The sequence below is a fragment of the Bradyrhizobium shewense genome (assembly GCF_900094605.1).
Taxonomy (GTDB): domain Bacteria; phylum Pseudomonadota; class Alphaproteobacteria; order Rhizobiales; family Xanthobacteraceae; genus Bradyrhizobium; species Bradyrhizobium shewense.
Genome location: NZ_FMAI01000016.1, coordinates 37,040 through 55,601 on the forward strand (window position 1 = coordinate 37,040; position 18,562 = coordinate 55,601).

The window sequence follows — 18,562 nt, forward strand, 5'->3', positions numbered from 1 at the left end:
TTGGTACCCGCGAGGCCGGGCGAGATCAGCTCGGGGTCCCAACTATGAGCGGCTTCCTCGTAGCAACGGCAAGCGGATCTCTCCCCGTGCCCGGTCAGTGGATTGGAAACAGCACAACGCGCCAATGCCTACCAAAACCGCCTAGCGCCGAAGCAAGAATCTAAGATCACCGAGGCTTTGCCTGTCGCGAATGCCCCCTATAACGAGCGCAGCGATGAGAGCGAAGAATAGCAGTGTGGAAATCTTACCTTCCACGCTGAAACCGGACCAGCCGACAGACACACGCTCGCGTTCGTGATGATTTTCATCTTGCAGTACCTCCCGCAAGGCCGTCGGCTAGTTAAAGCGAAATTAGCGATTCGGACAAGGAGTCAATTCTCCAGAGATGGCTCGCCTGTTGACACAGTCTAAGCGGGGTTATCTCGACCGGGGGCACGCTCGGCTCCAGGGGAACTATATTGAAGGACTTCAGCGCAAGCTTGGCTTTGAACGTTGTGACGTTGTTTCTCAGATAGTGCCTGTCAACAATCCTTCGCAATTCCTCAGACCGCAACGAAGACTGCGCACCGATGATAACTTCGGCTAGTTGAAGCTCGTTATCGAACGGCAGAAAATGTAATCGCCCTTCCTCGGTGCAATTCTCTAGCGGTACGAGGATGCGATGCTCGTTCTCGTACTTCCAGCTCGCGAACTTGGTTTCGATGATTGCGTCTTCTAAAGCCTGGTCGGCTGAGTCGCCTGAAAATTCGGTCATTCTCTCGGTGACGTACTTCACCTTACGCAGGATGTTGCGTTTTAAATTGAAGCCCAAGCAAATTCCGGTGTGCCTGGCGCCGTAGTGCGTCCACAGTACCGGGTCTACCCAGTCGCCGCTAAAGCAAACTGCGCCGTTCATTTCGTCGAACTCGCGTTTGAACTTGCTCATTGACTTCCGCAGGATCGAGTTCGCGAACTTCGGCGCTAATAGTTCGAATGGATCGTTCAGCAAGCTGAAGCGTGCCACCTTAATGCGGCCGAAAACGATATTGCTGAGCGCGTGCTCGGCTGAAGTGATATAGTATACCCGCTGATATTTTTTATCCGGCGGGACGGTAACGGCGGCGCTGCCCATTTTCGAATGGTAAGGCGGGTCCGTCCAAAATCGGCGTAGGTGATTGTTCAAAGGCATCGCTCTAAATCCAGGCGCTACGAAAGAGCCGCGCAGCCAACGCTGCATCAAATCATGGGGAAAGGCTGACTGCCAAGCGGTCCGATTGGGATTGCTAGCGGAAATTCATGTAGCGATGAGCTTAGATAACAGCGATCACCTGTGACGCTCCGCCGGCCAAAGCCGCTTGCAGGGTATCGTATCTGAGACGTGACCTCGTGGCGGCGGCTCGATGCTTTCCCCCCGTACCCCCTAGCCAACTTCTGAAGCCTTCTTCATCCAATGGAATGACGGGGGTTTCCGGCCGCGCCTCTCGCTGCATTCGCTTCGATCACACTAGCGCTCATCATCTTAAGTCCTGAGTCGATTTGACTCACGCCCTGCCTGTTGGCGAGCGATTCCGGCCTCACTAACAATGGTGTCTGTTAATGGGCAGTGAGAGCGGAAGCATGAAGGCGAAGCAACGGTTTGTCGCTTACTATCGAGTGTCCACGCGCAAGCAGGGAGCGTCAGGCCTAGGCCTAGAGGCACAGAGGATTGCCGTAGGTAACTATCTCGGCGACCGCACAGCGAAGGTGGTGGCTGAGTTCACTGAGGTCGAGAGTGGGAAGCGCAGTGACAGACCAGCCCTGGACCAAGCACTCACCGCAGCGCGGGTGCACCAAGCAGCCCTAGTGGTGGCTAAGGTGGATCGGCACACCCGATCGGTGGGCTTCCTGTCGAGGCTCCTGGAGGCAGGTGTTGATGTGAGGTTCGCAGACCTCCCCGCCGTTGAGGGACCCATCCTAAAAGTCCGAGATCTACCTGCATTCCGATCGCTCACGGCGCCGAAGATGGGCCTCTCTTTTAGCGGGTCCGAATTGCCTTCAAAAACTCGCCGCCTGGCCAAAAGACGATCTCCTAGAGTTAGCGGTTGCCGGCGCACACGATCTGAAGCGCTTGGCCGAGCAGATCGCCAACATTAGTGATGTCCCTGATGCGCCGGATGTCCCCTTCCGACCTCGATCGAGGCCGCCCTTGTCGTCATTCGTCGCCTTATCCCATTTCCCTATGGATTCATGGGAAATACCCTCGAAATCGGCGAGTATGATAGCTTATAGTCGCGTCTTACGCGTACAAGGGGGGTTCTCGGTGCAGGACAGTTCGGTGGAAAGAGCCAGATGGCTCCGCGATTTGCTGCGCTTTTTGCCTCTGCGCAGCCAATTCGTGCTCTCCGGCAATACGCGGGACCTCCAGATCCACGAGGTCGGTCCGGGTGAGATGACCGCAGCGCCGTTATCGAGGGTTCTGCCGGACGTTTTAAAGGCAGCTGGTTATGGGCGGATCGCATGGTTCGATCTTCTGAACGGATTTCGGGACATTGAGCCGGCCGACGGAAGCTACCTCACTCAACTGGGTCTAGTGCCGACTGCTGGCACAGCGGCGGGCGGGATCGATCTGTTATCGACGACGCTCGAACGGCACGTCATGGCTGAAGGCCTGCCCTCCGCCCTTATCGTCGACTTTGCCTCAAGACTGATCGCTCGAAACGAGGCCTTATCACCTGCCGAGCACCAGCTTTTCGCCCGGGCGCTGATCCTGTCTCATGCGGCGCGGCCGCGTCCGGCGGGCGATAAGCGGCTGCCCTTCTTCAATACGGTCGTCTGGATCGTCGACAAGGAGGGTGACCTGCCCGATTGGTTCCTGATCGGAAACCCGAAGATCAGACACGTGCCCATCGGGCGACCGGATCATCTTGCGAGAAGGAGCATGATCCGCTCCCTTGTCCGAAGTCTGCCCGGCGCGCAGAACGCGGACCAATCTGAGCTCGAAAAGTGTACTCAAGGATTCGTGGACGAGACTGAAGGCCTTCTGTTGCTCGACGTCAGCGCGGTTGCGCAGCTCGCCCGCAGCGAAGGCGTGCAGTTCGATCGGATCGGGGATGCCGTGCGGCGCTTCAAGGTGGGCGTGACTGAGGATCCCTGGCGCAAGATCAGTCGCGACAAGATCACTTCGGGTGAAGAATTCGTCAGACGCCGCGTCAAGGGACAGTCCCACGCAGTCACGCATATGCTCGATATCGTCAAGCGCGCGGTGACGGGGATCGGACCATCGCCGCGCGGCGGCCGGCCAAGAGGTGTCGTCTTTCTTGCCGGGCCGACCGGTGTCGGCAAGACGGAACTCGCAAAGACCATCACCAGCCTGCTTTTCGGCGATGAATCTGCGTATATCCGCTTCGATATGTCGGAGTTCAGTGCCGAGCACTCGGACCAGCGGCTGATCGGGGCACCGCCCGGCTACATCGGGTATGACGTCGGAGGCGAGCTCACGAATGCGATCCGTGAAAAGCCGTTCAGCGTTGTCCTGTTCGACGAGATCGAAAAGGCCCATCCGAGGATTCTCGACAAGTTCCTGCAGGTCCTCGACGACGGCGTCCTCACTTCGGGACGAGGCGATCGTGTCTATTTCTCCGAAGCGTTCATTGTCTTCACCTCGAATTTAGGCATCTACGTACCCGGGCCATCTGGTGAGAGAATTGCCAACGTCACACCCGAAGAGACCTTCGAAGCCGTGCGGAGAAAGGTCCGAAGCGAGATCGAAAAGCACTTCAAACAGGTCCTCAACCGGCCCGAGATATTGAACCGGATCGGAGAGAACGTCATCGTTTTCGACTTCATCCGGACCGAGGTCGCAAACGAGATTTTCGATCAGATGGTCGACAATCTGCTCAAGGACGTCAGCTCGCGGCGCTATGACGTGACGTTGACCGGAGCTGCCCGGGAGGTCCTTCGCGGCCTGTGCCTTTCTGATCTTTCAAACGGCGGCCGCGGCATCCGCAATCAGGTTGAATTTCACCTTATCAACCCACTGTCGCGAAGTCTCTTCGATCGCGGAGCGGAAGCTGGACACAGATACAGGATTGAACAGATTCGCCCTGGGCCATCGACCACGATCGATCTCGTGAGCGAGCAGTCCCCATGAGGATGGTCAATCTGTCGCGCATCCATTTTCCGGTCACAACTTTGGGGCCGGGCCGAAGGATCGGGATCTGGCTTCAAGGCTGTTCGATCCGCTGCCCAGGATGCATCTCCATGGACACCTGGGCGCACGGACGAGGAACGACGACCGTAGAGGAAGTTGTCGAGGCAGTCTCGCCGTGGCTGTCGACCGCCGACGGGATCACGATTTCGGGTGGCGAGCCCTTTGATCAGCGCGAGGCTTTGTTCGATCTTTTGGCGCGGCTTAGAACTCGAACGAAGGCGGACATCCTGGTCTTTACCGGCTACCGGTGGACCGCGATCTCTGAAGCGCTAGCCACATCGCCATCTCTGATCGACGCGATCGTTTCCGGCCCATTCGATATCGATGAAAAGCAAACCCTAGCGCTTCGTGGCAGCGACAATCAGGAGCTGCACCTGATGACGCCCCTGGGCCGCGCCCGGTTCGCGAGTTTCGAGCGGCCGATCGACGAAAGAGACCGCACCTTCGACGTTATGTTCGACGATAATGGCGACGTCTGGCTTGCGGGCATTCCGGCTCGCGGCGACTTCCGCCGCCTGCGAAATATGCTCGAAAGCGGCGGATCGACGCTGAGAATTTCGGAAGATACACGTTTCCCCTCTATTTAGAATTTTGCTGATGATCAGACTTTGCCCGAACTGCAATACCGAACGCCCCGTCAGCGAGATCTTTTGCGAAGGCGCGTTGAACGGCCAAACCTGCGGCTGGGACCTATCGGCGGTCGATATAACGCCTGCGGCATCGGCGAGACCAAGGCCAAATCCAGCTGTAATTCCTCTTCCGAGTACCCCGACCTGCCGAAACGGTCATCAGGGCTCTCCTGGCGACCTGATCTGCAGCCTATGCGGCGAGCCGATCATCGACCGGAGCGAGGCACCCTCACCGACCGCGCCCATTCCGGCACCACAGCCCGCGCCAGCGGCCGGCCACGAAACGGTCGTGGACGGTTGGCATCTGCAGGATCGGATCGCCTCGTCCAGCACAGTTCGCGAGCGCTTCGTCGCCACGCGCGCCTCAGACGGACAGCGAGGAATACTTACGCTTTACGCTATAGGCTCGGAACCGGACCAAGCCATCTACGATTTGCTCTTAAAGCTTCCTCGAGATCACGTCCCGGAATTCTTCGCAACGGGTCGCTGGCAAGATCGCGCCTACGAGGTCGCGGAGGAATTCAAGGGGGGCACTCTGGCGGATTTTGCCGTCGATCCAGGTGATCCGGCGTCTCTTGCAACATTGGTCGGCGAACTCGCCAAGGCCGTTCACGCTCTCACCGAGGCCGGATTGCGACATAGGGATCTGCGGCCGTCCGTGGTCTTCGTGCGGTCAAAAGAGCCACTTGACCTCGTCATCGGGGGCTTCGGCTCGGCACGGCTCTCCGAATTCGACCTCGATATCGTGTCTCCGCTTGAAACCACTCGCTATATGGCCCCCGAGGCGATCGCCGGCGGGGTCGCCCCGGCGTCCGACTGGTGGAGCATGGGGATGATCTTGTTGGAGAAGATCACCCAAGGCGCGTGCTTCGCAGGCATCAATGAGCAGGCCTTTCTGATCCACATTCTCACCAACGGCGTACACCTCCCCGAAAATCTGGATGAGCGGATCAACACGTTGCTGCGCGGCCTGTTGGCGCGTGACAGGCGTCAGCGTTGGCAGTGGAAGGAAGTTCAGGCGTGGCTACGCGGAGAAAGCGTATCAGCGCCAGCGCCCGATACCGCGGCCGACACAGAGGGGGGAAGCTCGATTTCGCTTGGCGGCAAGCAATATCGATCTGCTAACATGTTCGCATTGGCAGCGGCGGAAGCTGCGAACTGGGACCAAGCCAAGGCGCTTGTCCTCAGGGGCGCCGTTGCAAGCTGGACTTCGGAGGCCGGCTTCGAAGCGGCTGTTGCGGCAGGTCTTCGGCAAATTCTGCGGACTGAGGACCTTCAGGAGGATTTGAAGCTCTCCATCTCACTTAAAACCCTCAATCCGTCGATGCCTCTGATCGTCAGAGGCAATATCGTCACACCGGGTTGGCTGCTGGACCACCCGAGCGACGGGTACAGTCTGATCACAGGTCCTGCACCCGACCTGCTGCGGAAGATCGATCCGGACGATTGGCTCTGGCGCCTGAAGGTCCGCTCGGACACGGTTCGTAAGCGACTGGACCAACTCGAAATCGCGGTCGACGAGGATGCTCTGCGCGTTCACCTGCTGTCCACCTCTATGGCCCGCCTGGCTGCGCTCTGGGAAGAACGGCGAAAGTTTTTCCCCGATACCGACCATGCCGGCGTAGCAGCGCTCACTGAGCGGCGCATTTCGGCGGAAGAAGACCTCGTCATCCTGCTCAGCGCGACCTCTAACCAGTTCCGCTCGGTCGCCGAGGTCATCGAAGAAGCAGAAAAGGAAGCGTCGACGGCCGGGCTCGGCAACTTTTCGGCAGAGGAGGCGACAATGCTCCTCAGCCGCCCGCGTCGCGAGATCTACCAGGCGATTGACGAGCGCATTCAAAACTTCGCCAGATGCGGCATCAAGGACGTCGACGAGTGGGCGGATCAGTTTCGGCTGGACAGACGGATGCCCTTAGGGCGCTCGCTTGCCCTTCTTTGTGTGCCCGCCGAGACGTGGAGAGCGCTTCCGAAGCAAGGCTATGTGTCGACGATCTTGGACTTCTTCGCCAAGCGGATTTCAGGCGGCGTATTGCGCGGGCCACTGACGCGCATGCTGATCGGCAAATCAGCCAGGATCGATCTCACCGAGCTCAATACATCCAGAGTGCCGGCAGCTGAAATTCTCGACCAGCTGCTTGGTCGTACGAACCGGACCGTGAACGTCGATCCGGCGGCTTTCGCCGATGGCGACGGGCTTGAGCGAAGGTTGCGCTCCTTGCACTCCCATGCATTGCTCTACCGGCGCGATACCGGCATCGATGGCCTGTTCATGGGATTTCCGTTCCTGATCATGCGCGATCATCGGCCGAACGCGAGACCGCGGATTGCGCCGGTCCTGCTGTGGCCGGTGCGCGTCAATCCGGAGGTCGGAAACCGCGGTCATGTCTCTTTAGGTTATGGGCGCGAGAGAAATCCCGATACCGAGATCGAGCATGTTCTCGTCAATCCCGCACTCGAAGGAATGGTCGGCGTCCCCGAGGCGAGACGTTGGCAGGAAGCGGCCAACGAGCTCCTGACCCATGCAAGCTTGTCCGTCCAGGCGGTAATGGACGCTTTCAGCCGATTGGCCAAGCCTATCGGCAACGAATTGACTGCTCTTCCCGGAAAGGACGTCGAAGTCAGCGCGCAAGAACGGCAGCTGGTGCCAGCAGCCGTGCTGTTCCATCTGGCCTTCATGGGCCAGGCGGTGATGAAGGATCTCGAGACGCTCCGGGGCTTGCCGCCGACGGCCACAGCACTCGAGGCCGCCCTGCGCCTGAACGAGCAGCAGGCGGCGCCTTCGGCATACCCTCTAGTGAAAGAGGCCGACCGGTACTTTACTGCGGATAGTGATCCCTCGCAGGAGGCGGCCGTCCTCGAAGCACGTCAGGCCCCGGGATTGGTGATCGAAGGACCTCCCGGAACCGGCAAGAGCCAGACCATCGTCAACATGGTCGCGGACGCCATCGGCACGGGAAAATCGCTCCTCGTGATCTGCCAGAAGCAGGCCGCTCTCGAGGTGGTCCGCAAGCGCTTGGATAAGGAACGCCTGACGGATCGCTTCGTCATGATCACCGATGCGCATCGCGACCGTGAGCCGATCGTCGGCTCAATCCGTTCGCAGGTCCAGGCTTTGCACAACCTGTCTCCCGGAGGGTCTCCGGCCTGGAAGCGAGAGCGCGATCGCCTCGCGGCCCGCATCGAGACGCTCGAGACAGAGCTGGATCGTCGCCAGGATGCACTTCATTCCGAGGATGATCGAACCGGGTTGTCCTATCGAGCGCTGCTCGGCGAACTGCTCGAGATCGAAGAAGGCAGCCCGAAACCCGTTGACGCTCCGGAAATCCGCCCGTTGCTGGCAGATCTACATCCCGCGGACGTGGCGAGGATGGAGGAGAATTGCGGCCCGCTCGCGAAATTCTGGCTTCCGTCGAAATTTGAAAACAATCCTCTGTCCGCCCTCAAGCCCTTCAATCCCGATCGAGGAACCGCGGCCGCGCTAGCCTTGCACCTGCAGGCATTTTTGCAAGCCGACGCGCGGCAGGAGCAGACCGATGCTGAGACGGCGAATTGTCTGAAAATATCGGATGCGGCGGAATTTCAGTCTTGGCTCGCCGAAGCGGCTGAGCTCCGCTCGATCAGCGATTCGGTCTGCGCAAATCTCGCGCGATTGCGGCCGCTGTTTCGGAACGTCGAGGATGGGACATCGGAAGCAGCGCGCATTCTGGAGGGCCTATCGGCGATGAAAGAAATTTTCTCGTCGCTCGACGGCCCATCCTACAAACCGAACTTTTGCTCCAAGCTCATCGCCTTCAATGAGGAAGAGCTCTGCTCTGCCGGGGAACTCGCGGGCCAAGTTCGCTTGCCAGCAAGCGCCCTACAATGGCTCAACCCGCTCCATTGGTTGCGAACGCGCCGTGTACGCCAGCTCCTTGCGTCATTGCAGCTCCCGCAAGATAACGACGCCATCAGCTCGTTGTATTATGCGGTCGAGCTCGAATTGGCCATACGCCAGCCAAGGCACGAACTCGAGCAATATTTCATGGTCCTGTTCGGCCGCGCCCCCAATCTGGATTCGTCGCCTGGTAAGCTCGCCGATTTCGCCGAGCGCCTCGCCTCGTTCCTCAATGGTCTGGGAGGCCACAATTTGCTTATCGATCGGTGCCCGAACCGGCTTGAGCTGGAGAGAGCGCTCTCGGCCGGAACGACTGAGGAGCTCGGCACGTTCTTTGAGCTGGCTGAACTCGCGCTCAGAAGGCATGACACGCGAGAGGAGAGCCGCGCCGCATTGGACCGGCTCACGACCTATTTCGACGAACTGTGGCTTGGAGTGAGATGCTCGGCGATCGAGAATGGTCGCTCTAATGCGAGCGCCATTGACCAGATCGTGCAGGCTCTGCCGATGCTGAGCAGCTACCAGGAATATCGACTTCGCTCTTCGCGCCTGGACGACAGGGAGCGCGCCATTTTCGCCACACTCAGGTCCAGAGAGTCCGAGCTTTCGGAACTGGCTTCCGAAGACCTCGACGCCAGCATTCGCGCCGCTATAGGACGCGAGGCCCGTTTAGCATGGAAGGCCGATATGGAGGGCGCAAATCCTGACGTCTTGTTCGACGCGGACGAGCTAGGTGCCAAGGTAAAATCGCTTGCGCAAGCCGACGCGCAGATCCGGCAGTACAACCGGGATCTTCTGGTCCAAGGTATCGACGCAGCAAATGTGCGTCCGACCAGCGAGTGGGACGCGATCACCAGGCTGCGTGGCCCAAGAGCGCTAAGATTGCGTGAATTCATCGATCGCGGTACTCCGCTCGGCCTTTTCGCGCTCCGTCCGGTCTGGCTCATGACGCCAGATGTCGCGAGCCGCGTGCTGCAACCTCGCGCGGGACTCTTCGATACCGTCATCTTCGACGAGGCCTCGCAGATGCCAGTTGAGTATGCGCTGCCCTCCCTGTTCCGCAGCAGGCTCGTCGTCGTCAGCGGCGACGAAAAGCAGATGCCGCCGACCTCGTTCTTCGCCAGCAAGGTCGAGAACGACGAAGCGGCAATATTCGACGGTGAAGAACCTGAAGAAGGAGCCAGCGAGGAGGAACGCGAAGCCTTCGCGGAGACGTGGAATCGCAGAGAGATCAAGGATTGTCCTGACCTCCTCCAACTCGCCCGCTCCGTACTTCGGACCCGTACTCTGCAAGTGCACTATCGTTCTAAATATCGAGAGCTGATATCATTCTCGAACGCATCGTTCTACGCCAACGGCCTTAGCGTCCCCGTTCGCCATCCCGTAGAGACAATCCGCAGGCTCAAGCCGATCGAAGTCGTGCGCTCGGACGGCACTTACAAGGCCCAGACGAACCAAAAGGAAGCCAGCGATGTCGTACAATACCTATCGGAGCTTTGGGAGGATTCATCGCCACCGTCGGTCGGTGTCGTCACATTCAACCGCAAGCAGGCCGACGCCATAGAAGATGCTTTGGAAGATCGCGCCGAAAACGACGCAGCGTTCCGAGAGGCATTGATGCGCGAGCGCGAACGTATCGAGCATGGCGAGGATATGGGCTTTTTCGTCAAGAACGTGGAGAACGTGCAAGGCGATGAACGTGACATCATCGTTTTTTCTACGACATTCGGCCGCAACGAACACAGCGTTTTCCGCAAGAGCTTCGGCGCGCTAGGCCACGCTGGCGGCGAGCGCCGCCTGAATGTCGCGGTAACACGTGCGAGAGAAAAGGTGGTCATCGTCACATCCATGCCGATATCAGAGATATCGGACCTGTTGACGAGGCGGAGTGGTCCCAGGGTGCCGCGCGACTATCTGCAAGGCTACCTGGAATATGCCAGGACGGTATCCGATGGTCTTGCAGACTCCGGAAAGACGCTCCTGGACCGGATGGTAACCGAACCACGTCCCCACCACGAAGCTGGACGTCATGAGGACGACGGCTTCACCAGGTCCGTCGAAGCCTTTCTGGAAGCGAATGGCTATAAGCCCAGTCGGGCCCGCGATGGCGGCGCATTCAGCCTTGATTTTGCCGTGACCGATCCCCGGACCGGCCTCTACGCCATAGGCGTGGAATGCGATGCGCCGCGACATCATTTGCTTCAAAGAGCTCGTGCTCGCGAGATCTGGCGTCCCAATGTGTTGGGAAGAGCCGTTCCTTATGTCCATAGAGTTTCGTCGTATGCTTGGACTCATGCTGGAGAAGCCGAACGCCTCCGGCTCAAGAACGCTGTCGAGCACGCGCTTCGTGGGGGAGGACTGCAATGAGCGGACCTAAAGCCTTCAGGATCGTTACCCGAGCCGAGATCATCGCCATCTGCCATCGCAACCTGGCGCGGCTTGACGCCGCAATCGAAAGCTGGACCTCCGCCGGCAAACGCAACGGGACCATTGAGCAGAAGGACATCGACAAAGTCATAGTCCGGCGAGATGAGCTTCGTCGCCTGCTCGAGGCCGATCGTTTCATCGAACTCCAGAAACAGGTTGCCGCTGAGATCGCCTTCCTTCAGGCGGATACCGAGCGCCGGGTTGAAAGAGCTGCCGAAATGGCGGCCCGTTCGAACCGCGAATTCAGGCGCTCGAAAGCGGCAGCCGAAGCGCTGCTGCAGAGGCTGCAAGCTTTGAAAGTCGAAATTCCCGCCGACATTCGAAGCGAGCTCAGTGGCTCGACCGGATCTACCGAGCGCTTGGAACCGGCCATGGCAAAAGCGCTGCTGCTGCTTCCTTTTCGGGCACAGGATAGCGCGACAGACCGCCAACGCGAGCTTGCTACTCGCCTGGGCGCGGGCGAGCGCCGTGACACCCTGCGGGACTGGATTGCCGGGCAAGCTCAGGAGATGGAGGATCCCGCCTTGGGACGCGTCGATGCTCTTCTCGGCGAGTTGCGTGGGCTTGGCATCGATCCCTCCACATTCTCGGACCGTGTCGCGCAGTTGGAAGCAGAGCCTGCGGCTCGAAGATCGCTTATCGCAGATAGCCTTCTGTTGGACCTGGCCGCGGCCGTAAAGGACGGCCGCGCCAACGGCCGACTAGCGGACGAGCTTCGGGCGCGACGTGCCGAGCTTTCCGTGATGAAGTCAGCAGAGGCTACCTCGCTGCTGACCGAAATCGAGGAAGCCCTCGCCTCTCCATTGCCCAGCAATGGGCAAGACCTCGTCAAACGCGCCGACCTTCTCATCGAGGAAGAATTCAAGGCGATGGCGGCCGAGGAGCGCAGGCGCGCGGTGCTCGAAGGTCTTGCCGGTCTGGGATACGAGGTGTCCGAGGGAATGGCGACCGCCTGGGTCCAGAACGGTCGGATCGTCCTGCGTAAAGCGGCCAATCCTGGCTATGGAGTAGAGCTCTTGGGCGGATCGAGATTTGATCTCCTCCAGGTGCGGGCCGTCGGTATCGGCAGCCCGGCCGAAGCTCGCGACTCCAACCGTGATCGTGACATGGAAACGATCTGGTGCGGTGAGTTCGATCGCCTGAGAGCGTTGGTCGCTAAAGCAGGTGGGCACTTTGCAATGGAATTCGCAAGGCCGGCCGGCCAATTTCCTCTCAAGATCGTGTCAGCTCCGGATGTAAGCCACGGAGCGGAAGTTGTTGAAAGTTCATATCGAGCACTATCAATCAACCCGCTCAATTAGCAATTTGCAAGAATCCAGCTACTGACCTAACAGAGATCATCTCGCGCATGTCCGCGAAGATCACACAGCCCGAAGTATTTCTTTCGCGCAGTCAAGAGCTGTTGCGGCAACTCCTTTATAGCCGTCCCTTATGATCAGACTGTCTATTGCCCCGCGCACAAATTCGGATTTAGCCTATCGATCTGAGCGATGGTTTCGATCACGTTCCTTTCGATATGGGTTCACCTCGCGGATCAGTTCGGCGGAATGATCGACGCTCGCTGCAGCCATATCAAAGAAATCTCGCGGTTTGATATTCGCTCCACGAAAGATGATCACCACACCTCGCAAGATCTTCGCTACGCAATCGCTTTGAATTGCTTGACGGCAGTCTGCCATTTCGCTCGACGAAACGCTCATGCCTTAAGTCCCATCCTGTAACGCAGAAAAAACACTGGATCAACGCGAAGAACTGCGGCTGAGCCTCTCATCCGATTGGACACGCCGGGCTGCATTTCATCCCGGCCCTCACCCTAGAGAGTTCTAGCGCGTTATCCGAATATCGCCTGCGTCTTCTGGCAGGCGCCGCTCGCCATCAAAGTCATTGTGCGAGAGCAGCGCTCCCAAACCGAACAGAACCATGCCGTCAGCCCAGGTGAGGATGGCGGTGACAAAAGCCGAAGTGCCGATCCCAAACGAGCTAGCCCAGCCAAAGAGAGTGCCCGCATTGAAGAGAAGGCCGATCACGCACCAGAGCAAAACAGCGCAGTTAGAAAGCCCCTTCCGGGACCCTGGCGGCTTCGTAGCTGAAACGTTCGGCTCCCATTGTTGCCCACGCGTAAAAAGCGCCCCATCGAATGGTCGCGCCTCGAGTCCTGCCTCTTCGCTTGTTATCGATGAGTGCCGTAACGGTTGCCAGTTCTCGAATTGACATAAGTCCCGCCACGGTGTGATGAGCCGGATCCGCCCAAATAGCTGCCGCCATGACTGCTAGTGTGATGTCCGCCGCCGTAGCTGACGCGCCCTCCATGTCCTCCGCGTGCGTTTGCTTGTCCGATCACGCCGAGCAGCAACAGACCGGCAGCTATTGCAATCAACTTCATATTTTGCCCGCCCCTTTCGAATGTGCAAGCGTATCCAAGCGCGGCCGATGCGGGATTACAACCTTTGATACGGCGCAAATATGCAGCTTTACGCCGGGAACAGCGGGAGCGGAGCCGTTTTCCGGCGCGAGCAAGGCGCGCCCTCGTCCCCGAAACTTCTCGACCTCCAAATGGAGTTTGAACGCCCAATCCGATCGAGCAGAAATACCGCAGATGAAGGACCCGCTACGCTGATTATCATCATGGCCGCGATGGTAACGTAGGCCTGCTACTTGCTTGGAGCCAACATTGACATCGCAGAAAATTTCCACCCAGTCGACTGCTGCAACCGATCGGGATCTAATCTTCGTCGTGATCGAGCGTCACCGCGAGCTGTCGGCGCATTACGACGCGGCCTTGTCCGTATCGGCGAAGCTCAATGGGGGCGCCGGGTTCGATGCCGCCGACGAAATCAGCAGTCAAAGGAACCATGCTCTCGCGGAGCATGCGAATGTGCTCATCCGTTCAGCGCCGACTACAATCGCGGGCGTGATTGCTCTGACCCGTTACGTCGGCAGCCTACGAGAGTGGGAGCTTCCCGATGATGATGCATGGTATCGGGTTTTCTTAGAAGTGCTGGCAGACGCGATCGATGGAATCGCCATGGCGCAGCGGCTTGGGCGAGACGGGGATTAACATGACCCTCGCCTTCATCTTCCGCGGCATACTTTTCTGGGGAGCCATTGCTGCGCTACTCTACCTCCTGTGGAAGTTGCCCTTCTGAAGCTCGACGATTAGGGACTCGCCCGAGCCAGTGTCGAGGCAATCAGGAGCGGCGGCTTTTCAAAATCGCCCGCTCCTGGAACATGGCTGAGATATCAGTTTCGGTCGCCCTGCCCGAAGCTGATCCGTCCTGAAATCGTCGACCGCGGCACCGGGGGGATTATGCTGAGGCCGTATCGATGCTTCTCGGACAAGCCGGAAGCCGATTCAGAACACCGATGAACCTGGCTTGGTTCCTCGGGGCCTGACGTCCTCAGCCAATGCGGAGATGTTCCGCGCTTATCTTGAGAACGTCCGGCTTTCAGCTCGTACCTGACCCGGGCGCCTTCCGCGAGGTTGGTGTACCCGACACGGCGAATCGTTGAGAGGTGGCTGCGCGCGCCACTTTCCTCCAGCCATTTAGAGAAGCCGGCTGCGCATCGACTGAACGAAAGTGGCGTTGATATGTCGGCCCGGGTATGCCACTCAAACACACAGAATGGTAAAGAACAACTATCGCGAGTTAACGCGCGACCTTATGCAGCCTTGGTTCTTATCGAAATTGGTCGAATCAAATGTCTTTCGAGCATGACGTTTTTGTAGCTCACTCAGCGGGTAAGCTCGATCAAACCTTAATCGAAATGTTTTTGCCAAAAGGGCAGATCAGGAACATCGAAGGACCGATGTGGGATTACAAGGTGGGCTTCTGTAATCCTAAAGCGACCGTTCACGAAGAAGCCCTACTGTGCTGCGAACTGCTCAACGATATTGCTGCTCTGTACAATGCCTTCGGAGGCTACCTAGTTGTAGGATTCAAAGACGAGCAAGCTGCTCATTTCCGACGCTTCCTCAATAAGGACGACTTCGACAAGCTTGCAGACCGGTACCTAAGGACCTACCTCCCTATCGCTCCTTTCCATACGAAGTCGCAAATTGGCGGGGATGTCGCAAACGTTCTGATTATTCACGTTGCCAAGCGAGCGGTCGGACCGCCCATTGCCTACAAGCGGAACTCTGCGTTGCGAGAGGATAAGAGTTCGGTCTTCAAGACCGACGATATTCCGCTGCGGTACGGTTCAAGCACCCTGATCATCAATCAACGACATGACCTATTGATCTTTGCCTTCGGGGATCGAAAGGCTGACGTCGGAGAACTGCCGGGGCCGTTGAATGAAATCGATAACAATCTGCCAGCCCGCGACCCCAATTTGATCGAATTTATTGGCCGTCGCGAATATCTAGTTCAACTATGGAATTGGCTCGCCGACGTTCGCAATCCTGTCAAGGTTCTCACCGCGCTGGGCGGCACCGGAAAAACCGCGATTGCCTACGAGTTCTGCGAACAACTTGTGAAGTCGAGGTCGGAAGCATTCGCAAAAGTCATCTGGCTGACTGCAAAATCGCAAACCTATGCCGCGATGCTTCAGAAGTACGTTAGTACGACCAGAACAGACTTTACAAACATCGACACTTTCTTGGATGCATTTTTGCGGGAACTAGGTTGCCTAGACTCCGATTTTGAGGAGTTCGATCTCCTTGAAGACAAATTAGACTTTGCTAAGGAGATCGTCTGCGACGTTCCAATTCTGCTTGTCATCGATGACTTGGATTCATTGGACCAAGATAAGCAAATCGAACTGTATTCGCGTATTGCCCAGTTATTCGACCAAGCACTTTCGAACAAACATCCTAGTCGGGTTCTGTTTACATCGCGACTGGAGCCCAACGCGGGCGCAAATCGGCTCATACGCATCGCTGGCTTTTCAACCGAAGAGTCATTGGATTTCACTACATCTCTAATAGGCCATCTCGCCGGAACTAACACTTGGGGTCCTGAGGTTTTGAGTTGGATGAATGCAATTCAAAATGCGTCGAAAGGATCGCCGATTTTCATCGCATCGATACTGAGACTAATCAGCTTTGGCGATGACGTGGAAACTGTGATCAAAAATTGGTACGAAAGGGATGGTGAGGAGGTCCGTCGATTTGCGTTCAAGAGAGAAATTGACAGTCTCAGCTACGCCGATCTGCGGGTGCTATACGTCCTTCAATTGATTTCGTCGTCCACCTTTGAGGAGTTGATGGACGTTCTCTCTGAAGACCGCCAGGCATTGCAGGCGTCTCTTTTGAGAGTTAGTCAATTTCACCTATTCGCTTCTAGCGGAAACCCCGCCACGGGCGCTCAAATCAGTGTGCCCGAGCCAATTCGCCTCATGGTAAAGATCACAGAGGAGCGCCTGAGCGACAGCGACGCAGACGAGCTAAAGAAACGAACTGCGACTGCCGTTGGCAGAGCCAAGGATGGTCAAAGTGAACTCGGTCAGCGACTGCGTGGCATTTCGCTCCTGTGGACGCGCAAGCGGTTTTCCGAAGCGTTGGCTGAGGCTCGACGTGCCACAAAGGATTTTCCCGGAAGAGGTGAGGCAAGCTTCGCGCTTGGCAGAACCTATCTCCTCCAAACTCCACCCGACTACGACAAGGCAGATGAAGCTTTTAAGGAGGCTAGTCAGAAGAAATTCTCCTCCCGAAGTCTGCTCGAATACTGGAGTCTAACGCGACTAAAAAAAGGAGATATCAACGGGCTCCTTAAAATCACAGGACCATTCTTGGCGCCTAATCTCTCCGGCGCAGCCTTGCTTTACCGATTGGCCGGTTTTTATCGGCTCGCCATCACGCGCGAAAAACAACGAGATTACCCCGTGGCGTTGAGAGATTATCAAAGATTGATGACAGAAGCCGGAAACGCCCTGAGAGAACAGCGAACGGAGCCCGTCACGGCCTACGTGACACGGTTAGCATCTGTCGTGCCCGATTACATGGTAGACATTGCTTATCGGTACTACCAACGTGAGAGTGTTGACAGAATTTTGGAGCTGGCGGCAATTTCGACTCAGGAAGGATTTCCGCCGCTGCAAACGATGAAGAAAATTCTGTCCGATGTATACGCACAGTCTAACCGAGCCGCGACGATTACCGCGTTGCGCAAGAGAACAGACCAATGCTTTCGGATAGCAAAGGCTCTCGTCAAGGCTCTAGGGAAGGAACATCCGCTAGTCAAGGAAGCGTTCAGTACCGCACACAAGCTTCAGGCATTAACGCGTTAGAAGCGCTGAGACCTGCTTTCTCCATTTTGTGGATGCGCATATTTTCCCATATGCCGGTCGGAGGCTTCGCAGCGTGAAGATTAGCCGCCCCCCCCTTCCATTTAAAGAGGCGCCAATGCTCGATGCCTATCTGAAAAACAAGGTAAAGCTTCCGACCTACGTCGATGGCGCGCGTAGAGCGATCGAGGACTCAATTACGTCCACGCTATTCACTCCGCTTAAGTTTATGTCTCCGCAAGATGCTGGGAGGATACTGTCTTGGCTGATCCAACCCACATCCGCGCGCGCCATTGAAATAACCCGAATCGACTTCTGGCCTCGCTTCCGAGTTGATGAGGGCGCTTTGAATGCTTACACGATTGAGCCTGATCTAATCTTCGACGGGCAGCTTGACCAAGAACCTGCGCGCTGGATTGTCGAAGTAAAATGGGATGCAGATCTACTACGCTCCCAAATTGAGGAGCAAGCCCGCCTGTGCGCTAGACCCGGCGCTCGGACCTTCCATGTATCATTAGTTAAAACAGCCGCTCTTGAAGCGTTTCAAAGCCCAAGCAGTACAATCATTCAATGGTACCAACTACTGTCCTCTCTTCGCCGCGCTTACGGTCAGGAAACAACGGCCGGAGCATCTGCGGCTTGGTGCATCGATGCGATAGCATTTCTCGGAAAGCTTGGCATCGGACCCTTCAACGGATTTGCTCACCTCAACCTGGAGAAGGTCCAAGTTGGAGAGTCCTATCGCTTCTCGCGACGGGAATGGTCACTGCCCGAATTGATTGACGTGACGCCCTCTCTGTTTTCCCTCGCTTGACGAAAGAGTCAGATGTCCAATATTTACAATTCCTTCTTGAACGTCGTTCGGGTGACAAGCGAGTTGTCGTCTTTGCAACAGACGGCTCGCGATCTGTTCAGTGCTCCGGCTGGCTTTGACCTCTCTTCCTTTCGGTGGGCGCCGCATGAAAGGGATGCGGAACACGAATGGCTTTGTGTCTGGTCGGCTATTAGCGCCACTGTCCTAGCCCAGGGCCCGCGAAACAATAGGCCAATCGGTAGACTCATAATTTGTATGGACCTCTTCCGAGAGACCGCCCCCGCCACCGTTCGCACCGTGCTACCCCATGCCAAAGAAAGCTTTCTAACGATCGTCTTCATCGCGGGAAACAATGTGACTGACCAAACCTATGATCCACTTAGTCTTCAGTTCGATACGGACGGTTGGCCCCTATGGGCCGAGAG

At 57.4% G+C, this 18,562-nt stretch carries 11 protein-coding genes; 8 read left to right on the forward strand and 3 right to left on the reverse strand.

Going from position 1 to position 18,562, the window contains the following annotated elements; translation table 11 throughout:
* Positions 1-340 precede the first annotated feature (340 nt).
* Positions 341-1,111 (reverse strand): DUF2971 domain-containing protein, encoded by a 771-nt coding sequence (locus GA0061098_RS27070; RefSeq protein ID WP_165637631.1) that lies wholly within the window; start codon positions 1,109-1,111, stop codon positions 341-343.
* Positions 1,112-1,596: 485 nt separating this feature from the next.
* Here GA0061098_RS27070 and GA0061098_RS47480 point away from each other — a divergent pair, with 485 nt between their 5' ends.
* From GA0061098_RS47480 to GA0061098_RS27095, 5 genes are all read left to right on the forward strand, one after another.
* Entirely contained in the window at positions 1,597-2,112 is a 516-nt protein-coding gene (locus GA0061098_RS47480; RefSeq protein ID WP_430649278.1) for a recombinase family protein, read from the forward strand.
* Between the two features lie 166 nt (positions 2,113-2,278).
* The gene (locus GA0061098_RS27080; RefSeq protein ID WP_091964156.1) at positions 2,279-4,108 is read left to right on the forward strand and encodes an AAA family ATPase; all 1,830 of its coding nucleotides are present in this window, start codon (positions 2,279-2,281) and stop codon (positions 4,106-4,108) included.
* A gap of 2 nt (positions 4,109-4,110) precedes the next feature.
* Complete coding sequence (locus tag GA0061098_RS27085; RefSeq protein ID WP_245323660.1) at positions 4,111-4,755, forward strand: 4Fe-4S single cluster domain-containing protein; 645 nt, start codon at positions 4,111-4,113, stop codon at positions 4,753-4,755.
* Between the two features lie 331 nt (positions 4,756-5,086).
* Entirely contained in the window at positions 5,087-11,038 is a 5,952-nt protein-coding gene (locus GA0061098_RS27090) for an AAA domain-containing protein (protein ID WP_245323622.1), read from the forward strand.
* On the forward strand, positions 11,035-12,399 hold the full coding sequence (locus GA0061098_RS27095; protein WP_091963801.1) for a coiled-coil domain-containing protein: 1,365 nt from the start codon (positions 11,035-11,037) through the stop codon (positions 12,397-12,399). The genes GA0061098_RS27090 and GA0061098_RS27095 overlap by 4 nt, the downstream gene beginning before the upstream one ends.
* 174 nt (positions 12,400-12,573) lie before the next feature.
* Here the strand turns inward: GA0061098_RS27095 and GA0061098_RS44040 are convergent, their stop codons facing one another.
* Positions 12,574-12,798, reverse strand: a complete 225-nt coding sequence (locus GA0061098_RS44040; protein ID WP_129590949.1) for a hypothetical protein — start codon at positions 12,796-12,798, stop codon at positions 12,574-12,576.
* Between the two features lie 123 nt (positions 12,799-12,921).
* Complete coding sequence (locus tag GA0061098_RS27105; protein ID WP_129590950.1) at positions 12,922-13,125, reverse strand: hypothetical protein; 204 nt, start codon at positions 13,123-13,125, stop codon at positions 12,922-12,924.
* A gap of 644 nt (positions 13,126-13,769) precedes the next feature.
* On the opposite strand from GA0061098_RS27105, the gene GA0061098_RS27120 reads away from it, so the two are divergent.
* From GA0061098_RS27120 to GA0061098_RS27130, 3 genes are all read left to right on the forward strand, one after another.
* On the forward strand, positions 13,770-14,156 hold the full coding sequence (locus GA0061098_RS27120; RefSeq protein WP_091963815.1) for a hypothetical protein: 387 nt from the start codon (positions 13,770-13,772) through the stop codon (positions 14,154-14,156).
* Positions 14,157-14,797: 641 nt separating this feature from the next.
* Entirely contained in the window at positions 14,798-17,326 is a 2,529-nt protein-coding gene (locus tag GA0061098_RS27125; protein ID WP_091963818.1) for an ATP-binding protein, read from the forward strand.
* Between the two features lie 115 nt (positions 17,327-17,441).
* A complete protein-coding gene (locus GA0061098_RS27130) occupies positions 17,442-18,137 on the forward strand; it encodes a hypothetical protein (protein WP_091963822.1) in 696 nt (231 codons plus the stop codon).
* The last annotated feature ends 425 nt before the right edge of the window (positions 18,138-18,562 follow it).